The 23,131-nt window shown below is 70.6% G+C and carries 25 protein-coding genes; 13 read left to right on the forward strand and 12 right to left on the reverse strand.

The window, feature by feature from the left end:
* Positions 1 to 29: 29 nt before the first annotated feature.
* The gene (locus tag RY94_RS06850) at positions 30 to 1,592 is read right to left on the reverse strand and encodes a chitinase (protein WP_043443010.1); all 1,563 of its coding nucleotides are present in this window, start codon (positions 1,590 to 1,592) and stop codon (positions 30 to 32) included.
* A gap of 197 nt (positions 1,593 to 1,789) precedes the next feature.
* Here RY94_RS06850 and RY94_RS06855 point away from each other — a divergent pair, with 197 nt between their 5' ends.
* Positions 1,790 to 4,225, forward strand: coding sequence for a glycosyltransferase family 2 protein (locus tag RY94_RS06855; protein ID WP_231554438.1), 2,436 nt, complete (start codon positions 1,790 to 1,792; stop codon positions 4,223 to 4,225).
* Positions 4,226 to 4,263: 38 nt separating this feature from the next.
* Here the strand turns inward: RY94_RS06855 and RY94_RS06860 are convergent, their stop codons facing one another.
* From RY94_RS06860 to RY94_RS06875, 4 genes are all read right to left on the reverse strand, one after another.
* The gene (locus RY94_RS06860) at positions 4,264 to 4,515 is read right to left on the reverse strand and encodes a hypothetical protein (RefSeq protein WP_156135051.1); all 252 of its coding nucleotides are present in this window, start codon (positions 4,513 to 4,515) and stop codon (positions 4,264 to 4,266) included.
* A gap of 162 nt (positions 4,516 to 4,677) precedes the next feature.
* Positions 4,678 to 4,980 (reverse strand): hypothetical protein, encoded by a 303-nt coding sequence (locus RY94_RS06865; protein WP_043443015.1) that lies wholly within the window; start codon positions 4,978 to 4,980, stop codon positions 4,678 to 4,680.
* A gap of 105 nt (positions 4,981 to 5,085) precedes the next feature.
* A complete protein-coding gene (locus RY94_RS06870; protein ID WP_043443017.1) occupies positions 5,086 to 6,549 on the reverse strand; it encodes a protein adenylyltransferase SelO in 1,464 nt (487 codons plus the stop codon).
* Positions 6,550 to 6,622: 73 nt separating this feature from the next.
* Complete coding sequence (locus RY94_RS06875; protein ID WP_043443019.1) at positions 6,623 to 7,537, reverse strand: LysR family transcriptional regulator; 915 nt, start codon at positions 7,535 to 7,537, stop codon at positions 6,623 to 6,625.
* A gap of 72 nt (positions 7,538 to 7,609) precedes the next feature.
* Between RY94_RS06875 and hisD the strand changes: the two genes are divergently transcribed.
* Genes hisD through RY94_RS17730 form a run of 5 tightly spaced genes read left to right on the forward strand, consistent with a single transcriptional unit; the run spans position 7,610 to position 11,541 of the window.
* A complete protein-coding gene (hisD, locus tag RY94_RS06880; RefSeq protein ID WP_043443021.1) occupies positions 7,610 to 8,956 on the forward strand; it encodes a histidinol dehydrogenase in 1,347 nt (448 codons plus the stop codon).
* On the forward strand, positions 8,953 to 9,762 hold the full coding sequence (locus RY94_RS06885) for an ABC transporter substrate-binding protein (RefSeq protein WP_052274039.1): 810 nt from the start codon (positions 8,953 to 8,955) through the stop codon (positions 9,760 to 9,762). Before hisD ends, RY94_RS06885 begins: the two co-directional genes overlap by 4 nt.
* A gap of 21 nt (positions 9,763 to 9,783) precedes the next feature.
* A complete protein-coding gene (locus RY94_RS06890; RefSeq protein WP_082046113.1) occupies positions 9,784 to 10,455 on the forward strand; it encodes an amino acid ABC transporter permease in 672 nt (223 codons plus the stop codon).
* Positions 10,448 to 11,332 (forward strand): amino acid ABC transporter ATP-binding protein, encoded by an 885-nt coding sequence (locus RY94_RS06895; RefSeq protein WP_082046114.1) that lies wholly within the window; start codon positions 10,448 to 10,450, stop codon positions 11,330 to 11,332. Before RY94_RS06890 ends, RY94_RS06895 begins: the two co-directional genes overlap by 8 nt.
* A 50-nt stretch (positions 11,333 to 11,382) precedes the next feature.
* Positions 11,383 to 11,541 (forward strand): hypothetical protein, encoded by a 159-nt coding sequence (locus RY94_RS17730; RefSeq protein ID WP_156135052.1) that lies wholly within the window; start codon positions 11,383 to 11,385, stop codon positions 11,539 to 11,541.
* Positions 11,542 to 11,593: 52 nt separating this feature from the next.
* Here the strand turns inward: RY94_RS17730 and RY94_RS17735 are convergent, their stop codons facing one another.
* Positions 11,594 to 11,758 carry a hypothetical protein gene (locus tag RY94_RS17735; protein WP_156135053.1) on the reverse strand — a complete coding sequence of 55 codons (165 nt, stop codon included), beginning with the start codon at positions 11,756 to 11,758 and terminating at the stop codon, positions 11,594 to 11,596.
* Positions 11,759 to 11,830: 72 nt separating this feature from the next.
* Entirely contained in the window at positions 11,831 to 12,676 is an 846-nt protein-coding gene (locus RY94_RS06900) for a metal-dependent hydrolase (protein WP_043443023.1), read from the reverse strand.
* Between the two features lie 143 nt (positions 12,677 to 12,819).
* On the opposite strand from RY94_RS06900, the gene RY94_RS06905 reads away from it, so the two are divergent.
* From RY94_RS06905 to RY94_RS06920, 4 genes are all read left to right on the forward strand, one after another.
* Positions 12,820 to 13,824: an MsnO8 family LLM class oxidoreductase gene (locus RY94_RS06905; RefSeq protein ID WP_043443026.1), complete on the forward strand. Its 1,005-nt coding sequence runs from the start codon at positions 12,820 to 12,822 to the stop codon at positions 13,822 to 13,824.
* Between the two features lie 110 nt (positions 13,825 to 13,934).
* Complete coding sequence (locus tag RY94_RS06910; RefSeq protein ID WP_052274040.1) at positions 13,935 to 14,885, forward strand: PRC and DUF2382 domain-containing protein; 951 nt, start codon at positions 13,935 to 13,937, stop codon at positions 14,883 to 14,885.
* Positions 14,886 to 14,995: 110 nt separating this feature from the next.
* Positions 14,996 to 15,430 (forward strand): hypothetical protein, encoded by a 435-nt coding sequence (locus tag RY94_RS06915; protein ID WP_043443028.1) that lies wholly within the window; start codon positions 14,996 to 14,998, stop codon positions 15,428 to 15,430.
* A gap of 74 nt (positions 15,431 to 15,504) precedes the next feature.
* Positions 15,505 to 16,641 (forward strand): aminotransferase class V-fold PLP-dependent enzyme, encoded by a 1,137-nt coding sequence (locus tag RY94_RS06920; RefSeq protein WP_052274041.1) that lies wholly within the window; start codon positions 15,505 to 15,507, stop codon positions 16,639 to 16,641.
* A 180-nt stretch (positions 16,642 to 16,821) separates the two neighbouring features.
* Here RY94_RS06920 and RY94_RS06925 read toward each other — a convergent pair whose 3' ends face one another.
* Positions 16,822 to 17,568, reverse strand: coding sequence for a hypothetical protein (locus tag RY94_RS06925; RefSeq protein ID WP_043443030.1), 747 nt, complete (start codon positions 17,566 to 17,568; stop codon positions 16,822 to 16,824).
* 140 nt (positions 17,569 to 17,708) lie between these two features.
* Positions 17,709 to 18,173, reverse strand: a complete 465-nt coding sequence (locus RY94_RS06930) for a GtrA family protein (protein WP_043443032.1) — start codon at positions 18,171 to 18,173, stop codon at positions 17,709 to 17,711.
* A gap of 167 nt (positions 18,174 to 18,340) precedes the next feature.
* Here RY94_RS06930 and RY94_RS06935 point away from each other — a divergent pair, with 167 nt between their 5' ends.
* Positions 18,341 to 19,354 carry a zinc-binding dehydrogenase gene (locus tag RY94_RS06935; RefSeq protein ID WP_043443033.1) on the forward strand — a complete coding sequence of 338 codons (1,014 nt, stop codon included), beginning with the start codon at positions 18,341 to 18,343 and terminating at the stop codon, positions 19,352 to 19,354.
* Between the two features lie 25 nt (positions 19,355 to 19,379).
* Here the strand turns inward: RY94_RS06935 and RY94_RS06940 are convergent, their stop codons facing one another.
* Together RY94_RS06940 and soxR are read right to left on the reverse strand one after the other, a co-directional pair.
* Positions 19,380 to 19,904, reverse strand: coding sequence for a flavin reductase family protein (locus RY94_RS06940; protein WP_043443034.1), 525 nt, complete (start codon positions 19,902 to 19,904; stop codon positions 19,380 to 19,382).
* A gap of 34 nt (positions 19,905 to 19,938) precedes the next feature.
* Positions 19,939 to 20,391, reverse strand: coding sequence for a redox-sensitive transcriptional activator SoxR (gene soxR, locus RY94_RS06945; RefSeq protein WP_043443035.1), 453 nt, complete (start codon positions 20,389 to 20,391; stop codon positions 19,939 to 19,941).
* Between the two features lie 188 nt (positions 20,392 to 20,579).
* Here soxR and RY94_RS06950 point away from each other — a divergent pair, with 188 nt between their 5' ends.
* Both RY94_RS06950 and RY94_RS06955 read left to right on the forward strand, forming a co-directional pair.
* Complete coding sequence (locus tag RY94_RS06950; protein WP_043443036.1) at positions 20,580 to 21,668, forward strand: Gfo/Idh/MocA family protein; 1,089 nt, start codon at positions 20,580 to 20,582, stop codon at positions 21,666 to 21,668.
* The gene (locus RY94_RS06955; RefSeq protein ID WP_043443038.1) at positions 21,668 to 22,420 is read left to right on the forward strand and encodes a ThuA domain-containing protein; all 753 of its coding nucleotides are present in this window, start codon (positions 21,668 to 21,670) and stop codon (positions 22,418 to 22,420) included. The genes RY94_RS06950 and RY94_RS06955 overlap by 1 nt, the downstream gene beginning before the upstream one ends.
* A gap of 10 nt (positions 22,421 to 22,430) precedes the next feature.
* Here the strand turns inward: RY94_RS06955 and RY94_RS06960 are convergent, their stop codons facing one another.
* Positions 22,431 to 23,069: a nucleoside/nucleotide kinase family protein gene (locus tag RY94_RS06960; RefSeq protein WP_043443040.1), complete on the reverse strand. Its 639-nt coding sequence runs from the start codon at positions 23,067 to 23,069 to the stop codon at positions 22,431 to 22,433.
* Between the last annotated feature and the right edge of the window lie 62 nt (positions 23,070 to 23,131).

Here is a 23,131-nt window from a genome sequence, read left to right on the forward strand (position 1 = left end):
ACCGCCCAGTGCCGAAGGTTCCCGACCGGTCAGGGGGCCGGGGGTTCCTCGAGGATCCTCAGGAGGGTGGCGTCGTCGAGCTTCTGCCAGGGCGAGGCGTCCGAGCCCTGCACGGCAGCCTCGGGGCTGTCGCTCTGGCTCCACCACTTCGCCTCGTACACGCGCCCGTCGACGAGGATCCGGTCGCCGCGTTCGTACACCTGCTTCGGGTCCCACTCCGGGTAGAGATCGGCCGGGGCGGTGACCGCGGGGACGGGCCGCTCGTCCGGCAGCACCGGACCGAGCAGCGTCCACGGGGTCTCCTCCGCCTGCAGCACCGGATCGTTCGGGAGGTCGCCCTGCGTCCAGTACTTCGCCACGTACACGTTGCCCTGCCACACCACGCGGTCGTCCTCGCGGTACGTGCCGACGTCGGACCAGATGGGGTACGGGCTGGTCTCGGGGTCGTCCTCCACGAGGACCTCGGGGGTCTCCTCGGTCACGGGCTCGTCCGCGAGCGTCGCCGCGCGGCCCTCGAAGTCCGCCCCGAGGATCGGCGCGAAGAGCAGGCCCTGCTGATCGATCCCGCTGCAGGAATCCGAGACCACCGTGGTGTCCGCGTAGTTCTCGCTGCACGTGGCGTCGCGGTTGAGCGACCACATCGACATGCGGCCCGCGCCGCGTTCGGCGGCGAACGCGTTGAAGGCCTTGGCGTCGTCGAGCGTGAACACCTCGCCCTTGACGTCGTTCTGCCCGATCATCGGGGTCAGCCCGATCTTCCGCCACGCGGCCTGCGGACCGATCGCGATGCCCGCCCGCTCGTAGAGGACCTGCACCTGGCGGTGCGTGGCATCCGCGGCGTTCTGCGAGGCGGTGAGCATGCTCGTACCCTCGGGCCGGCTGCCGCCGTAGTCCATCGTCATGACGTTCACGCCGGCGAGGTCGACGCCGGCCTCCAGGAACTGCGCGACGGCGGCGGTGCCGTCCGCGGTCAGGCCGGTCGGGGCGACCGGCAGGGTCAGCCACACGTTGAGCGGCGTGTCCGTGCCGGCCCGCTCGGCCTGGAGCGTCGCCATGGCCTCGGCACGGCGCTTGCCGGCGGCGACGTCCTTGAGGTTCTCACCCTCGATGTCGAGGTCCACGGTGGTCAGCATGTAGCGGTCGATGACGGTGGAGTAGGCGTCCACCAGGTCCCCGGGGTCGGTGCAGGCGGTCGCGAGCTCGCTGTTCAGGAGTCCGCCGAAGGACACGATGACCTCACCATCGTCCTGTACGAGCCGTGCCACGCGGCGGTCGAGGTCGAGGGCCGCCTCGGCCTCGTCCAGGCCGTAGTAGGTGCCCCAGGACGGGGTGCACGGGTCCTCCTTCGACGCCACGATGAAGGACAGCACCGCGCTGCCGCCGGCGCCCTTCGCGGGGTCCTCGAACGCGTAGGAGGGCGTCGCCGTGACGTCGACGTAGCCGGCGAAGAAGGCGCCGGCGCCCTCGGCGGCCCTCGCGTCCTCCCACCGGTTCCAGCCCGTGAGTCCACCCGCGGACACGGCGACGACGACGGCGGACAGCAGGAGCAGGCGGAGGACGGACAGCCTCCGGCCAGGAAAGCGTGAAGACACAGGAACCCCAGATCATGGCCTCCACAGGAGGCGGGAGTGCGCACCCGGGGATGCGCGAGACGCTTGAAGCGTATGGGAGATTCCGGCCTCCGTCATTGTTTTGCCTAACGCTCACGGAGGGCGGGCCGAGGGTGGAGAGTGACGCTGCATGTCGCGGGGGGACGTCATCCACCCGCCCGCCAACTGCCGAGGTAGCCATGTCCAGATCCAGCGATGCCACCGAGTCACCGGCACCTCGAGCAGGCGCCGATGCCACGCCCGCCGGGACCGCGGGCATGACCGCCGACCCGTTCCCGGGCGCCGCCGCCGCCGCGGTCCTCGAGAAGGCGTCGCCGGCCGCCGTCGCGGCCCGACGCCGGCAGTGGGGCGCGGAGCGTCGCTCGGAGCCGCTGTCCATCGTGCATCCGACGCCGTCCTCGCGGAAGATCGCTCTGGGCCGGCTCGGCATCGTGGTCACCGTGCTGGCATGGCTGACCTACATCGTCACGACGATCCTGCGGCAGTTCGCCAACAATCCCGATGCCGGCTTCCGGTTCCAGGTCGAGGCGGTCTCGTACCTGATCGTCGTCACGTTCCTGACCTTCTCCGCGCTCATGTACCTGCTGGCCCGCCAGGGTGCGCTGTACCGGTTCCGCGACCACCGGCGCGTGCCGCGCGGGGAACTGGACCGCCACTTCGCCGATCACCGGGAGGGCATCACCGTCCTCGTGCCCTCCTACGCGGAGGAGCCCGCCGTCGTCCGGGCCACCCTGTGGTCCGCCGCCCTGCAGGAATTCCCCAACATCCGCGTGGTCCTGCTCCTCGACGACCCGCCGCATCCCACCGACCCGGCGATCCGGCAGCGCCTCGAGGCCACCCGGGCACTCTCGTTCGAGATCGAGTCCGCACTCCTGGAGCCGTCCACGCGGGCGAGTGCCGCGCTGGCCGGCTTCGAGGCCTCCCTGGTGGCGCGCGGGCCGGACGCGCCGTCGTCGTGCGACGACCTGCCCCCGCTCATCAGGGCGTACGAGGACGCCGCCGTATGGCTCGAGACCATGGCCGACACCGAGGCGGTGGAGGACCACGTGGACGAGTTCTTCGTGGACCTGGTGGTCATGGGACTCGCCCGCGAGCTGCGGCTGACCGTGTACGCCCTCCGGGCCGCGCTGGCGCAGGAGCAGTGCCCGGAGCCGGACCGCCTCCGCGAGCTGTACGTGCGCCTCGTGCGGATCTTCAACACGCGGCTGGAGACCTTCGAGCGGAAGGCCTACGCCTCGCTGTCCCACGAGGCGAACAAGGCCATGAACCTCAACGCCTACATCTCCCTGATGGGCCATCGCTGGCGCAAGGAGCACGTCGCCACCGGCACGGTGCTGCGCCCGATGGCGGAGGGGGAGGACGCGGAGGACGACGACGTCCTGGACGTCCCCGATTCCACCTACCTGCTGACGCTCGACGCCGATTCCCTGCTGCTGCGCGACTACTGCGTGCGGCTCGTGCACCTGCTCGAGTCCCCGGGGAACGAGCGCATCGCCGTCACCCAGACGCCGTACTCCTCGTTCCGCGGCGCGCCGACGCGGATCGAGCGGGTGGCCGGTGCGTCGACGGACATCCAGCACATCCTGCACCAGGGCATGACCTACTACGGGGCCACGTTCTGGGTGGGCGCGAACGCCGTGATCCGCAAGCGCGCGGTCGAGGACATCGTCGAGGTCGAGAACGTGGGCGGCTTCGAGATCAAGACCTACATCCAGGACCGCACCGTCATCGAGGACACCGAGTCCAGCGTGGACCTCGGCAGCCACGGGTGGACGCTCATGAACTACCCCGAGCGCCTCAGCTACAGCGCCACGCCCCCGGACTTCGGTTCGCTCGTGGTGCAGCGGCGCCGGTGGGCCAACGGCGGGTTGCTGATCCTGCCCAAGCTGTGGAACCAGCTGCGACGGCGCCGCCACCTCCGCGAGCAGGTGCTCTTCCGGGAGGTGCTGCTGCGGGTCAACTACATGGCGTCGATCGCGTGGGCGAGCTTCGGGCTGCTGTTCCTCCTCGCCTACCCGTACGACAGCCGGCTCCTGAGCCCGGTCGTGTTCCTCGCCGCGGCGCCGTACTTCCTGGCGATGGGCAGCGACCTCCGCGACTGCGGGCACCGCTTCTCGGACATCTTCCGGATCTACGGATTCAACCTGGTGCTGCTGCCGGTCAACCTCGCCGGCGTGCTGAAGTCCATCCAGCAGGCGTTCACGGGGGAGAAGATCCCGTTCGTCCGCACGCCGAAGGTCAAGGACCGCACCGCGGCGCCCGGCCTCTATGTGGTGATCCCGTATGCGATCGTGGCCTTCTCCCTGCTGACCCTTACCCGGGACGTCCTGGAGCAGAACTGGGGCAATGCGCTGTTCGCCGGGCTGAACGCCGTCCTGGCGGCCGGTGCGATCCGCGCGTACATCGGCATCAAGAACTCGGCCGTGGACATGGGGCTCGGCGTGCTGAACTGGCTGTACGTGGCACCCCGGGTGAAGAAGGTCGAGGAGTCGAAGGTCATCGACAAGGCACCGGAGGAGGCGGACTGGGGGTCCATCCTGTACCACGGCGACCGCCGGCTCAACCGGGACCTGCGCTCGGGCAACGACCGCCGTCGTCGTGCCGGGGTGCGGTAGGGCGCTGCGTGCGGGTGCCCGGTAGGTGGGCCGGACCGTCAGGCGCTCGGCTGTGCCTGCGGGGAACCGGCCCGTGAGAGGGTGCGCTGCTCCAGCGCGTCGAGGGCGGCCAGCGGGGACAGATCGGCGAGGATCGCCACCGTCATGAGGGGTTCGCCGCTGATCAGGGCGTCAGCCACGGCGTCCTGGAGGTCCGTCCTGGTGTCGAGGCGGTCCTGGAACACGGCACCGGGAGTACCTGCTCCCTGGCGCCCTGCGGCCTGGACCCGGTCGAGATGTCGAGAGCTCATGCGGACCTCCTGTGCGATGGGTGGTAGGTCCAAGAGTGGTCCGCCGCGGTCGTCTCCGGAAGTCCGCCCCGGTCGGACGAAAAGACGTGCGCTGCGGCGCCGGATGTGGTGTCACCGGCCGGCGGCGTCCACGGGGTGCCCGATCCCCGGGGCTCGCGGACCCTACGCGTCGGGATCCGGCGATCCTTCGGCGAGGAGGCGCTGGATCTGCTCCGGGGCGTCGTCGTACGTCGCGAGGATGTCCTCGAGGTCGATCATGGGCGGGAAGTCGATGACCGACTGGTGGCGGGCCAGGAAGCGCGCCGTCGCCTCGACGACCGTCACCTCGTCCGCATCCGCGGTCCCGAGGCGGCCCTGCAGGTCGGGATTCATGCGGAACAGCGATTCCACGGGCTGTCCTTCCGCCTCGGTCCGCACTCGATATTCGTTGTCGCTGACCCGGGTGATGTCGAAGGATGCACTCATGGCTGCAACGCTACGCGGTTCGGCCTGAGGCGCCCGGAGACCACTTTCCGGTGGACAAGCCGCTCCGCATCGAGGTGTCGGGCGGTCACCGGACTCCCGTGACCGTCACGTGCCGCAGTACGTCGTGTACGCCCCGAAGTCGTCCGGCGCCCCGGCGGCGTAGCGCTCCAGGCCGGGCCGCTCCTCGAAGGGCTCCGTGAGGGCCTCGAGCAGCCGGCCCAGCGGGTCGAGGTCGCCGGCCGTCGCCGCGTCCAGGGCCTCCTCGACGAGGTGGTTCCGGGGGATGTACACGGGGTTCACGCGGTCCATCGCGTCGGCGTCGGGCGTGTGCGCGAGCCAGCGGGCGGTCCAGGCGTCGAAGGCGGCGACGTCGAGCACCCTGTCCCGCGCCGGGCGGGCGTCGCCGCGGACCACGGAGCCGAGGCCACGGAAGAAGGACGTGTAGTCGACGTGGTTGTCCTGCAGGAGGGTGAGGACGTCGTTGGCCAGTGCCGATGCGACCTCGCCGTCGACGTCGTCGGGCAGTCCCAGCTTGGCCTTCATCCCGGCCAGCCAGGCGGCGCCGTACCGGGGGCGGAACGTCTCGAGTGCGGCGACGGCGAGCGGGACCGCCTGCTCGCGGTCGTCGTCGATGAGCGGGAGCAGGGTCTCGGCGAGCCGTGCGAGGTTCCACTCGGCGATGAGCGGCTGGTTGGCGTAGGAGTAGCGGCCGTCGCGGTCGATGGAGCTGTAGACCGCGGCGTAGTCGAAGACGTCCATGAAGGCGCACGGCCCGTAATCGATGCTCTCGCCGGAGATGGTCATGTTGTCCGTGTTCATGACGCCGTGGACGAATCCGGCGAGCATCCACTGCGCCACGAGCGAGGCCTGCGCGGACACGACCCCCTCGAACAGGGCCAGGTAGGGGCGCTCCGCCGCCGCGGCAGCGGGGTGGTGCCGGCTGATCGCGTGGTCGGCGAGACGCTTCAGCAGGTCCGGGTTGCCCGTGGCTGCGGCGTACTGGAAGCTGCCCACGCGCAGGTGGCTGCTCGCCACGCGCGCCAGGACGGCGCCGGGCAGCATCGTCTCGCGGCGTACGTCGCTGCCGGTGGCGACGACGGCGAGGGAGCGCGTCGTCGGGATGCCGAGCGCCTGCATGGCCTCGCTCACGATGAACTCGCGCAGCATGGGCCCGACGGCGGCGAGACCGTCACCGCCGCGCGCGAAGGGCGTGCGCCCGGAGCCCTTGAGGTGGACGTCGCGGAGCCGGCCGTCGACACCGGTGACCTCCCCCAGCAGCAGCGCGCGGCCGTCACCGAGCCCCGGGTTGAAGCTGCCGAACTGGTGGCCCGCGTAGGCTTGGGCCACCGGCGTCGCACCCTCGGGCGCCGTCGTGCCGACCAGCAGCGACAGCCCCTCGGGGGAGCGCAGGAACGCCGGGTCGAGCCCGAGCTCGGCGGCGAGCGGCTCGTTGAGGACGAGGAGGGCGGGGTGCGGGGCGGGCGCCGCCTGCCACGCGACCGCCATCTCGGGAAGGTCCCGCGCGAAGCGCCCGTCGAAGGCCACCCTGGAATCTGTAGGCACGCTCATCCCTCCACCGTACGCCGCGGGATCAGGTGGCGCCGGGCTCCGGCGGAGGGGTTGCAGAACCGGGGTGCATCGGTCATACCAGGCTGGTCAGCCCTCCCTGGGCCGCGATGGCCCGCTCCGCGAACACGGAGAACCGATGGGTGGCCGGTGAGATGTAGCCGTGCTTCCGCTGGACGAGGGCGATGGTGTCGTAGAGGGGTTCGGCGAACGGGAAGCTCCTCACGTTGTCCTCGTGCCGCATGGACGCGAGGATGCCGCTGGCCATGAAGGAATCGCCCGCGCCGGCTGCCACGAGGCTGTACGCCGTCTCCGCGTGCTCCACCTCCATCTCGCCCTCGATGGAGAACCCTGCGAGGTCCGCGCGATCCCTCAGCTGGCGGCGCGTGGGATCCTTCCAGCCCGCGTGGGCGTCGTAGAGGACGAGCTTCGAGGCGGCCAGCTCCTGGATGCTCACCGGACCGGCGCCGGCGGGGCGGGTGGAGGAGATGAACCGTACCTCGTCGCGGGCGAGGGGGCGTATCTCGAGGCCGTCGCTGTCCACCGGCAGGACGACCATCCCGCATTCGATCTCCCCACCCGCGACCGACGCGGCCACCACGTGCGAGTTGAGGCCGATCATGCGCACCCTCACCTCCGGGTGCTGCCGGTGGAACTGCACGACGAGGTCCGCGAGGTCGTAGTTGGCCGCATACCTCAGCACGCCGAACGTCGAGACGCCTCCGTTGAGCGTCTGGAGTGCCTGCACGGCCTCGGCCCCGCGGCGTGCGGAATTCACGCAGTCGAGGGCGTGGGCATGGAGCTCCTCCGCCGCCGGGGCGGGGGAGAGCCCCTTCGACGTGCGGGCGAACAGGGGTGCGCCCAGTTCCTGCTCGAGCCGGGAGATCAGCTCGGACGTCGAGGCCTGGCTGATGCCGAGGTCCTTCGCCGCGGCGCTGAACGAGCGGCAGCTGTAGGCCGCCAGGAAAGCACGGAGCTGGTTGAGGGTCATAGGGCAAGCCTATAGGTCGCATTGGCAAAGGGAGGGTTCCCCTATGGCCGGGCGCGGATCTACGCTTCTTCCATGGAACTCACGGCGCACCATACGTCCTCGATCACGGGCTCCTACGAATGCCTGAAGAGCGCGGCGATCGGGGGCGTGCCGGCACAGCGACTGCCGGAGGTGGTCGGCACGGTCTCGGAGATGCTGTCGGTCATCGAGCAGGGCGGGCGCGACGCCGTCTCGGAGTACTCCCGCATCCTCGACGGCTGGGGCGGCGGTGACATCGAGATGGACGCCGACGCCCTCCGCCGGACCGGCGAAGCACTGACGCCCGCACTGCGGACCGCGCTCGAGGCGGGAGCGGAACGGACCCGCACGTTCGCCGGCCTGCAGCTCCGGCACCTGCAGGACTTCGAGGCCGAGGTGATGCCTGGAGTGGTGGTGGGGCACCGGTACGTCCCGGTCCAGCGCGTCGGCGCCTACCTACCGGCCGGCCGGTTCCCCATCCTCGCGAGCGCCTTCATGACCGTCGGCGTGGCCAGGGCGGCCGGGGTTCCCACCGTCATCGCGTGTTCGCCGCCCACGTCCCCGACGGCCGGCAACCCCGCGGTGCTCTACTCCGCCTACCTCTCGGGTGTCGACCGGGCCTTCGTGGTCGGCGGCGTCCAGGCCCTGGCCGCCATGGCCTTCGGGCTGCTCGGCGAGCAGCCGATGGACATGCTCGTGGGTGCAGGCAACGCCTACGTGACGGAGGCGAAGCGGCAGCTGTTCGGGCGGGTGGGCATGGACCTGCTCGCCGGGCCCTCGGAGGTCGCCGTGATCGCCGACGACACCGCGGACCCCGTGATCGTCGCCGCGGACCTCCTCGGGCAGGCCGAGCACGGACCCCAGTCACCCGCGGCCCTGGTCACGACATCGCGGGGACTCGCCGTCGCGGTCATCGCGGAAGTGGACCGCCAGCTCGCGGACCTGGGCACGCGTGACATCGCCGGTGCCGCCTGGCGGGACTACGGGACGGTCTACGTGGCGGAGGACAACGCCACGGCCGTCCAGCTGATGGACGTGCTCGCCCCCGAGCACCTGGAGGTCATCACCGCCGACGACGACTACTTCCAGAGGAACCTGACGAACTACGGATCGCTCTTCCTGGGGCCCTGGTCCACGGTGGCCTACTCGGACAAGGGGATCACCGGGACGAACCACGTGCTGCCCACGGGAGGCGGGGCGCGGTCCTCCGCCGGCCTGTCGGTCGCGCGGTTCCTGAAACCCCTCACCTTCCAGCGCGTCGACCGCACGGCGACCATGAACCTGGCCCCCTACGTGTCCGAGATCTCCGCCTACGAGGGGATGGAAGCGCACCAGCGCACGGCCGACCTCCGCATCACGCGGTACGAGACCCACCCAGCATCGACCAAGGAGCAATCATGAAGAGCAGGCGCACAACGACGTCCTTCGCAGCCGCAGTGATGGGGGTGGCCCTGACCCTCACCGCGTGCGGGGGAGGGGACACCGGCGGAGATGCGGCAGGGGGAGGCGACGGCGGAGCCATCGAGACGATCACCATCGCGACGTCGAACGACGCACCCTTCTCCTTCACGGACGAATCGGGGGCCCTGCAGGGCATCGACGGCGAGATGATCAACTGGATCGCCGACAAGAAGGGCTGGGAGGTCGAGGTGTTCGTGTCCGAGTTCGCCACCCTCATCCCGGCCATCCAGGCAGGCAAGGCGGACGCCGTCGTCGACGCCATGTACATCACCGACGTCCGGAAGGAACAGGTCGACTTCACCGATACCTGGTACCAGCAGGGCGAAGGCATGGTGGTCCCCGGAGACTCGACCATGACCAATCGCGACGACGCCAAGGGGACGGTGATCGGCGTCCAGACCGGCACCACCTTCATCGAGCTCGCCGAATCACTCGAGCCGAAGGAGATCAAGTACTTCGACTCGCAGGCCGCGCTCCTGAAGGCCGTCGAGAACAAGCAGGTCGACGTCGTCTTCACCGACGCCGCCGTGGTCGCCTACAGCCTGGTGCAGAACCCGAACGACGCCATCAAGATCGTGGACCCCTACGAGCCCTATTTCCCGGGCCTGATCGGTGCCGCCGTGACGAAGGAGAACACCCAGCTGCTCGAGGAGCTGAACTCGGGCCTCGCTGAGCTGAAGGCCTCCCCGGACTACATGGAGATCCTCACCAAGTACGGGCTGACCGAGAGCAACGCCGTCGACTGACCCTCCGCCCGTCCAGCAAGGTTGAAAGGAAGTTCGGCCATCGATTTCATCCAGGGCACTCTCAGCTATTTCCCGCGACTCCTGGCCGCCGCACCGGTCGTCGTCCAGCTCGCGCTGGGGGCGATGGCCCTCGCCCTCGTGCTCGGCCTGCTGGTGGCGCTGGCGCGGCTCTCGAAGTCGCGGATCCTCCGGGGGATCGCGCTCGTCTATGTGGAGGTGATGCGAGGCACGCCGCTCCTGGTCCAGCTCGTCTACATCTTCTTCGTCCTGCCGGCCATCGGGATCAACATCGATCCGATCCCGGCCGGGATCCTCGGGCTCGGCCTGAACTACGCGGCCTACCTGTCCGAGGTGTTCCGCTCGTCCATCCTCGCCGTCGAAGGAGGCCAGACGGAGGCTGCCCTGTCCCTCGGCTACACCCCGGGCAAGGCGCTGTGGAAGGTGGTCCTCCCGCAGTCGTTCATCGTCTCCCTGGGGCCGATCGGCAACTACTTCATCGCGATGGTGAAGGACACGGCCCTGACCTCGGTGATCGCCGTGACCGAGATCCTGAAGACCGCGAACGTGATCAACGCGCAGACCTTCGAGACGACACAGATCTACACGGCCGCCGCGCTGCTGTACCTGCTGATCAGCCTCCCGCTGTCCCGCATCGTGAGTGCCCTGGAGAAGAGAGCGAGGATCCATGTCTGACGAAGTGATCGTGAGTGCCCGGGACGTCCACAAGACGTTCATCGTGACCAAGACGCCCGGACTGTTCGAGCGGCTGCGGGGTCGACGGCGTGAGGTCAACCGCATCGAGGTCCTGAAGGGCGTCGACCTCGACGTCCACAAGGGCGAGACGGTCGTGATCCTCGGGTCGAGCGGCTCCGGGAAGAGCACGCTGCTGCGCTGCATGAACAAGCTCGAGACGATCGACAGCGGCCGGATCCTCGTGAACGGGCACATGGTGGGTTACGAGGAACGCGGCGGGAAGCTCGTCGACGAGAAGGCGTCCGTCACGGCCCTCAAGCGGACGGATCTCGGGATGGTGTTCCAGCAGTTCAACCTGTTCCTGAACAAGACGGCGCTGGGCAATGTGATGGCGCCCCTGCGCGATGTGAAGAAGATGTCGAAGGAAGCAGCGGAACAGCACGCGCTCGAGAACCTGAAGAGGGTGGGCCTGCTGGACCGGAAGGACAACTACCCGTCCAAACTGTCCGGCGGCCAGAAGCAGCGTGTCGCGATCGCCCGGGCGCTCGCCATGGACCCGAGTGTGATGCTGTTCGACGAGCCGACCTCCGCGCTGGACCCGGAGCTCGTGGAGGAAGTGCTGGCGGTCATCAAATCCATCGCCGCGCAGGGCACCACCATGGTGATCGTCACCCATGAGATGCAGTTCGCGCGTGACATCGCGGACGTGATCGTGGTGATGGACCAGGGAATCATCGTGGAAGCGGGTACGCCGGACGAGGTCTTCTTCAGGCCGAAGCACTCCAAGACCTACGCCCTTCTGAAGCGTTCCGGCCTGGCTGTCGAACCGCCGAAACATTCTGATGCCCCGCAGAGCGGCGAGCACGGAGTAAACTAGTAAGCCACCTGATGTTCTTGGGTGCAGACGCGCAACCAAAGGAGACCATCATGGGAATCAGCAACACGCTCAAAAACGCTGCAGGCCGTTACCTCGGCAACAAGGGCACCGGCACTGCCGGCAAGCCTGCTGGCACCGGCCAGCGCGGCACGCCCGTGCCGGCGGGCAAGGCCGGCGGGATCCTCCGCAGCCTGCTGAACCGCCGCTAGCAGCGAGATCCGGGCCCTGGTCCTCCGGGACCAGGGCCCGGGCGCTCTGCCGTCAGGGACGCCCCTGCGACATCCTCCTCAGTTCGTCCTGCACGCGCGCCAGTTCGCGTCGGCGCTGGACCTGGAGATCGTCCGGACCAGGACCCCGCTCGGGTTCCGGTGCGTGGACGTCCGCCTCCGTATCGAGGGGGTCGAAGAACAAGCCGTCGCGGTGCATGCGATCCTTTCGGGGGTCAGGTCTGCCCCGACCCTAATCCGCCCATGTTTCGGGCATTTTTCGCGCCGCCGATCATCCACCGCCGGCGAGGCGCGCGACCACCATCCCGCCGTCGTCGATCTTCAGGACCGCCCACCAGATCCCGCCGAGCGCGTAGAGCGAGACGGGCACGAGCAGGCACCACTCGCGCAGGGATCCGGCATTGCCGAGGACGGGCACCGCGATGTTGCCGTTGGGGCGCCAGACCTGCGCGACGACCGGCATCTTCGCCAGGCTGCGCGGCCTCCTGAGCCGCAGCGGGTACACGGGGTTGCAACCTCCGGTGGTCAGCATGTCGCCCAGGATGTGTACGACGACGCCGATGCCCACGGCGAGCGGGAACCAGAACTGCTCCTCGGGCGCGAACGCGGTGATGAACGCGCCCGCGGTGATGCCCACGGCCCACGGCGATTTCCGCATGCGGTCCGGGATGATCTTCAGGGCCTTCGCCGCGAAGGAGACCAGCAGCACCGTGAGCAGCCCCGCACCGGGATAGATGGTGCCGAAATCGACGGTCTCGACGGTCCACAGTCCGGCGACGAACGCGACGGCGACGAACGCGGCCACCCCGAGCAGCGAGTGCGTACCGCGCCGGTGGCCACCGGAGATCGCGCCGACGCCGGCGCAGAACAGATTCGACAGCGGCGGCAGGGAATGCGCGATGGTGGCGCTGTGATGATCGGCGTCGGGCAGGAGCGCCGCACCCGCTGTCACGAGGGCGCCGGTGACGACGCCGACGGGGCTGACGTCGAGGAGCCCCAGGCCGAGGGTCACCGATTCGGGCAGGCCGGGCAGCCATCGGCCCACGTGCACCTCGATCTGGGTGGTGGCGGCGACCCAGGCGGCAGCGCCGCAGGCAGCATGGTGGGCGCCCATCATGGCGGGGAGTCCTTCCGGTTGAGACCACGCCGTGCTGCAGGAGCTGCCGGCGATGAGAGCCCATCCTGACGCGTGCCACCCCCATTATCGGAAAACCGGTCCCGCACGCGGAATGACGCCGACGGGCCGCGGGTTCCCTCCATATGCCCCTTCCCTTCGCCGGTGTCTCGATCCTCGACCGCGCCCAGTCCCGGACCGGCTCCTCCGAGGCCGAGGCCCTGCAGCACGTGATCGCGCGGGCGCAGCGTGCGGAACGGCTCGGCTACCGGAGGTTCTGGGTCGCGGAGCACCACGGCGTGCCCGGCATCGCGGGGTCCGTGCCCGCCGTCCTCGCGGCCGCGGTGGCGTCCGCCACGACGTCGATCCGGATCGGCACCGGCGGCATCATGCTGCCCAACCACCAGCCCCTCGTGGTCGCCGAGCAGGCGGCGACCCTGAACGCGCTGAGCGGCGGCCGGTTCGACCTCGGTCTCGGCCGGTCCCTCGGCTTCACCTCCGCGGTCCGGGCCGCGCTCAGGGCGGACGGGGAGGACGCCGGCCGCTTCGAGCAGGACGTCACCGATCTCCTCGCCTTCCTCGATGGCACCGCGCCGATCACCGCCCGCCCCACGGATGGTGGCCGGACTCCCGTCTTCGTCCTCGCCACGGGCCGGGGCGTGGACATCGCTGCACGAGCGGGCCTTGCCGTCGTGCTCGGCGGGCCGGCCCTCTTCCGGGACGCAGACCCCGCGCTCGAGCGCTATCGGGAGTCCTTCCGCCCGTCCCGGTGGTGGGACGGGCCGCACGTCACGGTGTCGCTGAACGTGGCCGTGGCACGCACGACGGCGGCGGCCCGGCAGCTGCTCCTGCCCGAGGCCCGCGCGCTCGCCGCCTCCCGGACCACGGGGTCCTTCCCGCCCCTGGACGTCGCGGCGGCCCCGCTCACGGAGCGGCAGGAGGGGCTCGTGCGGGAGTCGCTTGCCGCGGCCGTCTACGGGACGGCGGACGAGGTGGAGCGGCAGCTCGCCGCGCTGCACGCACGCACGGGTGCCGACGAGCTGCTGGTCAGCGGTGGGGCCCACGACCTCGAGGCGCAGGCCGCCTCGGACGAGCTGCTGGCCGCGCTCGCCCGGCCCCGACTCCTGCCCGGAGCGGCCGCCGTCCGCTGACTGTCCACGGCGAGCCGAGATAGTAAGCCTGCTTGTTATGTCGGGTCGAACCGCTCTATCCTGTCGTCAATGCGCCGCTTCGTGCGGGCGACACCGACGACAGGAACGCCATGCTCACGATGCACGAACTCGATCCCCTTCTCGGCCACCGCACCGCGGTCGTCACGGACCAGGGGGACAGGGTGGGGTCCATCGGCGAGGTGTACCTGAACGATGCCACCGAGACGCCGACCTGGGTGACCGTCCACACGGGCCTGTTCGGCACGAAGGAGTCCTTCGTGCCGCTCGACGGCGCCACGGTGCAGGACGGCCGGCTCGTCGTCGCGTATCCGCGGGACCTCATCCGGCACGCGCCGTCGATCGAGCGTGACGGCCATCTGAGCCCGGAGGACAAGGGCGTGCTGTATGCGCACTACGGCCTGGACGGGCCGACGGCGGATGACGACGCGGCGGGCGACGGAGCCGAAGGTGATCCCACCGCGGGTCAGGGTGCCGCCACCCGTGAGCGGCAGGACGACGGCGGACCCTGGATGATCCGCTCGGAGGAGAGGCTCCGTGTCCGGACGGAGACGCACGCGGCTGCCCGCGTCCGGCTGCGGAAGTATGTGGTCACCGAGGAGGCACGCCAGACGGTGCCCCTGCTGAAGGAGGAACTGCTGATCGGGCGGGAGCCGATCACCACGCGCACTGCATCCGTGGGCGAGTCGCTCTTCCAGGAGGAGGTCGTGGAACTCGTGGGCCACGAGGAGCGGGCCGTGATCCTGGGCAGGGAGACCGTGCCCGTCGAGCGTGTCCGGCTGGCCAGGACCACGGTGGCAGGCAGGGCCACGGTGAGGGACGAGGTGCGGAAGGAACGCATCGTCACGAGCGTCGACGGCGAGACGGCAGCCGATGCCGATGCCGCCTTCGATGCCCGCTCCCGCCGGTCGGGCGGCCGCGCGCGCGGCAAGGCTGCCGGCACCGCAGGCCGTCGCCGGGCCGCACCGGCCGACGACGAGTCGGGCAGGATCGTCACGAACAGCCCCAACCCGTTGCTCAAGGGCAGGAACAAACGGCGCTGAGGGCAGGGGCGCAGGCCGTCCCGGCCCTGGTGCGCGGCGCAGCGGAGGTTCCCCATCCGGGCCGTCTCCCCGTGCAAGGATGAAGGAACGGGAACCACACTGGGGGAATTGTGAAGAAACTACTGACACTCGCCGCGCTGCTGCTCGCGCTCACCGCCTGCGGCTCGCAGGAGCCGTCGCCCGAGGCGGCCCAGCAGCCGTCCTCCGAGGCATCCGAGGCGGCGCAGGAACCGTCGTCCGAACCGTCGCAGCCGCCGACCACCGAGGCGCAGCAGCTGTCCACGGAGGACACGTGCTCCGAGGCTGAGGCGATCATGACGACGATCGACTCGGGCATGACGGACGAACAGGTCGCGGAGATGGGGAGCCAGCTCGATGACCTCGCGACGAGGGCGTCCGATTCCCTCCAGGACCCGCTTCGAACCATGGCAGCCGCGCTCATCAAGGGACGGGAAGAGGTTCGGGCGGAGGCAGCAGAGGACCCGGCCGTGATGGAGGAGCTCGACGACGTTGTTGCAGTAATCAGTGAGGAGTGCGGCCTCTAGACCGCCAGGACCGCCGCGCTGAGGACCAGCGGGGCGGCGGAGCGCGTCCTGGGCCGACAGCGGAGGAAGAGAGTATGACCAGTCCTGCGCAGCACGACGACGATGCGTTCGCGTCCTACCGGGCGTCGTTCACGGAAGCGCGAGGGTTCCTGAACTTCGCGAGCTACGGGCCGCCGTCGCGCGCGGTCCGAGAGCGGGTGGCGCGCCTGATGGAGCTCGCCGGCGACGGCGGTCCCCGGATCGGGGGCACCCTCTACGGGGAGGACCTCCGCGCGCGGGAATCCTTCGCGCGGCTCAGCGGCTTCCCCGTCGAGAACGTGGGGCTGACCGGGAGCACCTCGCTCGGCCTGTTCCAGGTGGCGTTCGGCCTGACTGGCGGCTCGGTGCTCGTCAGCGCGGGCGAATTCCCCGCGAACACGTACCCCTGGCTCCGCACCAGCGCTGCGGGCCGGGCGCGCGTCGAGCTGACCGGTGGGCCCGGCACCCGCATGACGCCCGACGTCGTCGCCCGCGCCCTGACGGCCGACACCGTCGCGGTGAGTGTCAGCGCCGTCGACTTCCGCACCGGGTACCGTGCCGACCTCGCGGGCATCCGCGCGGTGATCGGTCCGGATCGGCTGCTGGTGGTCGACGGCATCCAGGCGTTCGGTGTCGCGGACCTCGACTGGACGCCGGCCGATGTCCTGGTCGCCGGCGCGCAGAAGTGGGTCCGCGCCGGCTGGGGTGTGGCCGCGCTCGCGCTGTCGCCGCAGGGCCTGGAGCGGATCGAGCCGCTGCTCACGGGCTGGACGGGCGTCACGGAGTCCGGCAGGTACGACGGCGCGGAGCATCCGCCGCTGCCAGGAGCGCGGCGCTTCTCCGTCTCGAACCTCTCGCCCTACGCGACCGGCGCCTTCGCCGAGGCCCTCGCCCTGATCGAGACGGTGGGCGTGCCGACGATCGACGGCGCCGTGGCCGTCCACGCCCAGGCGCTCATCGGGCAGCTCGACGCCGTCGGTGTGCCGGTCCTCTCGCCGCGGGACCGATCGGACGCCGCGGGCATCGTGGTGGCCGGTATCCCCGGGCGCGCGGCCGAGGCCCACGCGGCCCTGGCGGCCGCCGATATCACGGCGACGCTCCACGGGGAGGACCGCATCCGCTTCTCCGTGCACGCGACCACCCGCTCCGAGGTGTTCGGCGAGGCCGCGGCGGTGTTGGCACCGTTCGTCTGAGGTCGCCCCCGTCGTTCCCGTGGTCCGGACGCCGAGAGGCCGGCATGCGGCGTGTCCCGATGCGACACGCAGGCGGTGGCGTCGAAGCCGGACACCACGGCGCGGCCCGGGACGATCCGGACGGAACGAGAGGCCTGATTCAGCGGCCCCGTCGGGTGGATGCCGGTCCGGTGCTGCCGGTCAGTGCGTGCCGCGTGGCCGCCGCGGTTGGGCCACGAAGGCGATCGCGAGGGCGAGGAGCAGGGCGACGATGCTGAGGATCCCGGCGATCGTGTACCGGAGCGATGTGCCCTCGGCGGGCTGCTGGAAGGCTTCGGCCTGCTCTGCCTGATCCACCTTGTCGATCCGCACCTCCTCGACCGGGGTCGGCACCCGGGAAGGCGCCGCGCTGTTCTCGGAGGGAGCGGGCACGGGCTGCGGCGCACGCGGCACCGACCGGTCGACGACGGATTCGCCGACGCCGGGCTGCTGCCCTCCCGGAAGGGCAGGAGCCTCGGCCGGGTCCGTCTCCTCCGGTGCTGCGCGGTCGGCGGGGGCGGCGGGCGTCGTCGGAGCGTCCGCTGCGGGAGGGACCGGCGACGTGTCCGGTGCCGGCTCGGGACCGGTCGTCGGAGTCTCGGTGGGCTCGGGAACCGTGGTGCCGGGGGTCGTGTCGATCACGTCCTCGACGGGAGGTTCCACGTCCGCCGGAGGGTCGGTCGGCGGGACCGCCGGCTCGCTCGGGGACTGCTCGACCGGCGGCGTGGTGGGCGGCACGGCGGGCGTGGTGCCGGTCATGGCCGGAAGGGGTGACGCCGACGGTGCCGGGGGTGATACCTGATCGGACAGCGTAGGGGCCGGAGCAGGGGACGCGTCGGCGGCCGCGGGCCCGCACAGCAGCAGTCCGATGCTGATGGCCAGGGTGGGGAGGGTTGAGGGGGCGCGCATGGCGGGGACTTCCAAAAACGGTGGTGCATGGTGGCGGGACGGCCCGTCAGCTTTGCAAGCAGGCTGACTACATCATTAATGTTACGCGGCGGGCATCCGCCATCCCACCGGAATCTTCCGCTGGACAGGTGGCGTCGGACTCATTCCGGGCTCGTCCCGGGGGCCGCGACCTCCACGCCCGATCGGCCGCCGGAGGCACGGTGCGGGGACTGGAACACCACGAAGCGGTACGCGAGGTAGCGGAACACGTTGCCGAGGAGGACGCCGATGACGTTCCCGGAGATGTTGTCCGCGAAAGGGCTCCTGAAGCCCAGGACGTAGTGCGAGACGAAGAGGCAGGCCGTCGCGATGCCGAGACCCACCAGGTTGGTCAGTCCGAAGAGGATCGCTTCCTGCCGCTTCGCCCGGCCCCCGAACTCGCGGAACGTGAAGTGCCTGCTGCCCCACCAGGAGACACCGGTCGCCAGGGCCACGGAGGACACCTTCGACGAGATGGGGCCCATGCCCAGCCCCGAGGACAGGATGTTGAACACCGAGATGTCCACGACGAAGGCCACGGTCCCGACGGCGGTGAATGAACCCAGCCGCTTCCAGGCATCGCGCACGAGCCGGTCCCCTCTGTCGATGACGGTTCATTCTAGGCTTTTGATCGTAGAGGCAACCAATGGCTCGCCGAGGCCACGGCCGGCCCCCGAGGTCAAGGTCGCCGTGGGGCCGGTGGCGCGGCGCGGCGCGCTGGCTAGCATGGGGGTTCACCGTCTGGAAGGACACCATGAACGAGACCATGCTCGCCGGAAGACTCGACGTCGGCACCGGGACCTTCGAGGTCAAGGAAGTCCCCGTGCCCGCGCCGGGGCCGGGCTTCGTACGCGTGAAGGTCCAGGCCGCCGGCGTCTGCCTGTCGGACGTCCACCTCATTCAGGGGCTGCTGAAGCCGATGCACCTCCAGGGCGACGAAGTGACCCTGGGGCACGAGGTGTCGGGCAGCGTCGACCTGACGGGCGACGGCGTCGAGGGGTGGACCACGGGTGACCGCGTCGTGCTGCAGGCCGGCTACGAGTACCGGGGAGTCACCCTCACGATGGGCGTCGACTACGACGGCGGCTGGGCCGAATACGTGGTGGTGCCGGCCGGCGTGCTGGTGCCGTTGAGTGCGGGGTTCTCCTACGAACAGGCCGCCATCATCCCCGATGCCGTCTCCACGCCCTGGGCCTCGATCGTCTCGACGGGACGCGTCCGAGCCGCCGAAGCCGTGGGCGTGTGGGGTGTCGGCGGGCTCGGCGCCCACGGCGTCCAGCTGCTCCGCATGATCGGGGCCGCCCCCATCGTCGCGGTCGACCCGCTGCCGGAGGCCCGCGAGCGCGCGCTCGCCTTCGGCGCCGATGTTGCCGTCGATCCTCTCGCCGACGATTTCGCGGCGTCCATGGCGGCAGCGACGGCAGGGCGGGGCCTGGACGTCGCCTTCGATTTCGCGGGAGTGGATGCCGTCCGGGCACAGGCCGTCGCGTGCCTGGGACGGCAGGGCCGGCTCGTGCTGGTGGGACTGAGCGGCACCCCCATCACCATCTCCGACAGCACCGCGTTCTCCTACACCCGCAAGGAGGTCCGCGGCCACTACGGGTCGGAGGCGCACCACGTGCCCGAGCTCGTGGCGCTCACGGAACTCGGGCGTCTGAACTTCTCGCGCTCGATCAGCGACACGCTGCCGCTGCGCGACGCCGCGACCGCCGTCGAACGCCTGGAGCGCAAGGAAGGCAACCCGATCCGGCTGGTCCTGGTGCCCTGAGGGCCGAAACCCCGGGCGGGGCTCGTCAGTACAGCAGGGAGTGGTCGCCCAGCCGGTGGTAGGAGCGGTTGTGGTAGACCAGCGGTGCCCCGACCGCGCCGTCGTCACCCTGTTCGATCGCCACGACCTCCGCCGCGAGGATCATCGACCCGCCGACGGGGAGGCGGTGCAGGATGCGGCACCGCAGGGCCCACGGCGCCTCCAGCAGGAGAGGTTCGCCCGAGGGCAGCGGGCGCCAGTCCACCGCCCCGCCGAAGCGGTCGGCGCCGCGTGTCGCGAAGAGCTGCGCGATGCCGACCTGGTCGGCGCCGAGCAGATGGACCGCCAGCGTGTCCGCCGCGATGAGGGCCGCCGCCGAGGACGACGCCGTCGACACCGAGAAGGCGAGAACGGGCGGCTCGGCGGAGACGGAGGACACGGAGGACGCCGTCAGGCCGACCGGTCCGTCCACTCCCCGTGCGGTGATGACGGCGATGCCGGCCGGGTGCGTGCGGAACGCGTCCTTGAAGAGCTCGGCCGTGGCGATCGGGTGGCCGGTGGGAATCGTCATGCCGTCAACGCTAGAACCTCAACAGAGGTTGAGGTCAAATCGGCGGGTCGGGGTCCAGGAGGGTGGACCGGATGCCCCTGGAGCCGGCGGCGTCGTCGGGGTTGACGAAGCCGCAGGCGGCCAGGGACAGGCAGCCGCATCCGATGCAGCCGTCCAGGCGGTCCCGCAGGTGCTCGAGCTGCGCGATCCGCTTGTCGATCTCCTGCTGCCACGCGGCGGAGAGCCGCTGCCAGTCCGCCTGGTCCGGGACGCCGTCGGTCGGTAGCTCGGCGAACGCGCGGGCGACGGTGGCGAGCGGGATGCCCGCACGCTGGGCGGCCCCGATGACGGCGACCCGGCGGAGGACCGAGCGATCGTACCGGCGCTGGTTGCCGGTGGTACGGCGGCTGGTGATCAGGCCCCGGCGCTCGTAGAAGTGCAGCGCGGACACGCTCATGCCGCTGCGTGCGGCCAGCTGGCCGACGGAGAGGTCCTGGTCAGTGGTCACGCGGGACTCCTTCCTGCTGCCGTGACGGGCGTCGTCGTGCCAGCGTAGCTGCGAAGCCGCTACCGGCCCGGCCCCCGACGGAGGCGGAAAGACTTCCCGCCCCATGGACAGCGCCCGCAGCGAGACGGTAGGACTGCTGGAGGGGCTCGCCACGCAGCCGCCGCACCCGACAGAGAAGGACAGCTTCCTTGGACGAGCACGCAACGCACGGACGACGACGCCTGAAGGTAGGTGTGGTGGGCATCGGCTGGGCCGGCCGCCAGCACCTCGAGGCCTACGCGAACAGCGAGGACGTGGAGATCATCGGCCTGGCGGGCATGGAACCGGAGCTGCTCGCCGAGCTCCGGGCCGAGTACCGGATCCCCCACGCGGTCGAGCGGTGGGAGGACCTCATCGACCTCGACGGGCTCGACGCCGTCAGTGTCGCCGTCCCCACGTTCCTCCACGCCCCCATCGCCGTCGCGGCCCTCGAGCGCGGCCTCCACGTGCTCAGCGAGAAGCCGATCGCCCGCGACGGCGACGAGGGCCGGCTCATGGTCGACGCCGCGCGCCGGGCAGGGCGCGTGCTCGACGTCGCCTTCAACCACCGGCGCCGCGGCGACATCGCGGCCCTGAAGCGTGTGATCGACGACGGCGGGATCGGGCGCCCCTACTACGCCAAGGCCTCCTGGCTACGCCGTTCGGGCATCCCCTCACTGGGCAGCTGGTTCACCAACCGGGAGATGGCCGGGGGCGGCCCGCTCGCGGACATCGGCGTCCACGTGATCGACTACGCGCTGCACCTGCTCGGCGAGCCGAAGGTGCTCTCGGTCTCGGCGTCCACCCATGCGGAACTCGGCCCGCAGGGCCGCGGCGGCGGAGCGTACGGCGCGCAGACCGCCGATTCCGCCTTCGAGGTGGAGGACCTGGCGACCGCGTTCCTCCGGCTCGAGGGCGGGGTGACGCTCCTGGTCGAGGCGGGGTGGGCGGCGTACCGCCCGGCGGCGGACCTCATGGACTTCCGGATCTACGGGACCGACGGCGGCGCCGAGCTGAGCCGCGTCGGGTCGCCCGCCGACGCCGTCGAGAGCCTCCACGTGTTCAGCGAGGACGGGGACTACGAACCGCAGGTCGGCCCCTCGGCCGGACACCAGGGTGTCATCGACGACTTCCTCGCCGCCATCCGTTCGGGCGAGACGGAATGGGGGCGGCACGACGGGTCCCTGGCGCTCACGCGGGCACGCGTCATCGACGCCTGCTACGCCTCCGCGGCCCAGCACCGCGAGGTGGAGCTCTGATGGTCTTCGACAGCAAACCCACCATCGTCGTCTGGAACGAGGGCGTCCACGAGGCCCGCAACCAGCCCGCGACCATCGGCGAGATGTACCCGCGGGGCATCCACGGCACCATCGCGGAGTCCCTCGCCGACTACTTCCCCGGCTCGGACATCACGACGGCGACCCTCGCCGACCCCGAGCACGGCCTCACCGAGGAGATCCTCGCCGGCACCGACGTCCTGCTGTGGTGGGGGCACATCGCACACGGCGACGTGGCGGACGATGTCGTGGACCGCGTGCACCGCCACGTCCTCGCCGGGATGGGCCTGGTGGTGCTGCATTCGGGCCACTTCTCGAAGATCCTCACGCGGCTCCTCGGGACCACCTGCTCGCTGAAGTGGCGCAACGACGGCGAACGCGAACTGGTGTGGACGGTCAAGCCCTCGCACCCGATCGCCGCGGGCATCGAGAGCCCGATCGTCATCCCCGAGCAGGAGATGTACGGCGAGCTGTTCGACATCCCCGAACCGGACGACCTCATCTTCATCAGCTCCTTCGAGGGCGGCGAGGTGTTCCGCTCCGGCGTGACCTTCTCGCGCGGCAAGGGGCGGATCTTCTACTTCAGCCCGGGCGACCAGGAGTACCCGGTCTACCACCACCCGCAGATCCAGCGTGTGCTGGCCAACGGCGTCGACTGGGTCGCGCAGCCGGGCGTCGATCGCACCCCTCCGGAGGTGGCGAATCCGGCGCGGGACTGGTTCCTCGCCGACTGAGGCACGCCGGTCAGCCGACGCGCCACCCGGACAGGTCGAGGATGCGGTCGGCCCTGTCCCGGGTGGCTGCCACGCGTGCGGCGTTGGGCTCGTCCACCCGGCGCACCCAGTCCTCGGCCGCCGCGGGTGTCTTGCCGAACCGGATGTGCCGCGCGACGAGGCGCTGCCGACGCAGCCCGGGCTCGACGTCGACGAACCACACCTGGTCGAGGTGGCTCCTGGCGTCCCGCCAACCCGGAGCGTCGAGCAGCAGGTAGTTGCCCTCGGTGATGAGCAGGCAGGACGTCGGCGCCACCGGCAGGGCATTGGCGAGCGGCTGTTCGAGCCCGCGCTCGAACGCCGGCGCGTAGACGGTGTGGTCGGGATCGCCCGCCAGACGAGCCAGCAGGGCGGCATAGCCGTGGGCGTCGAAGGTCTCGGGAGCGCCCTTGCGGTCCAGCAGGCCGAGGGCGATCAGGGCCTGGTCCGCCAGATGGAATCCGTCCATGGGGACCAGGGCATGGTGCTCGGGGTCGAGCCCGGCGACGGCCTCGGCGAGGGTGGATTTCCCCGCCCCCGGCGGCCCCACGATCCCGAGCAGGGTCCTCCGGCCGGGGACGGGGTCGGGCAGAAGTGCCTTCAGCTCGCCGATCGTGCTGACACTCGTCATCGCCGCGGACCCTCCTCCTGCGCCGGCCGTCCGGCCGGTGCGTCCCCGCGTCCATCATGCCG

This window comes from Arthrobacter sp. L77, from assembly GCF_000816565.1.
Taxonomy (GTDB): Bacteria; Actinomycetota; Actinomycetes; order Actinomycetales; family Micrococcaceae; genus Arthrobacter_D; species Arthrobacter_D antioxidans.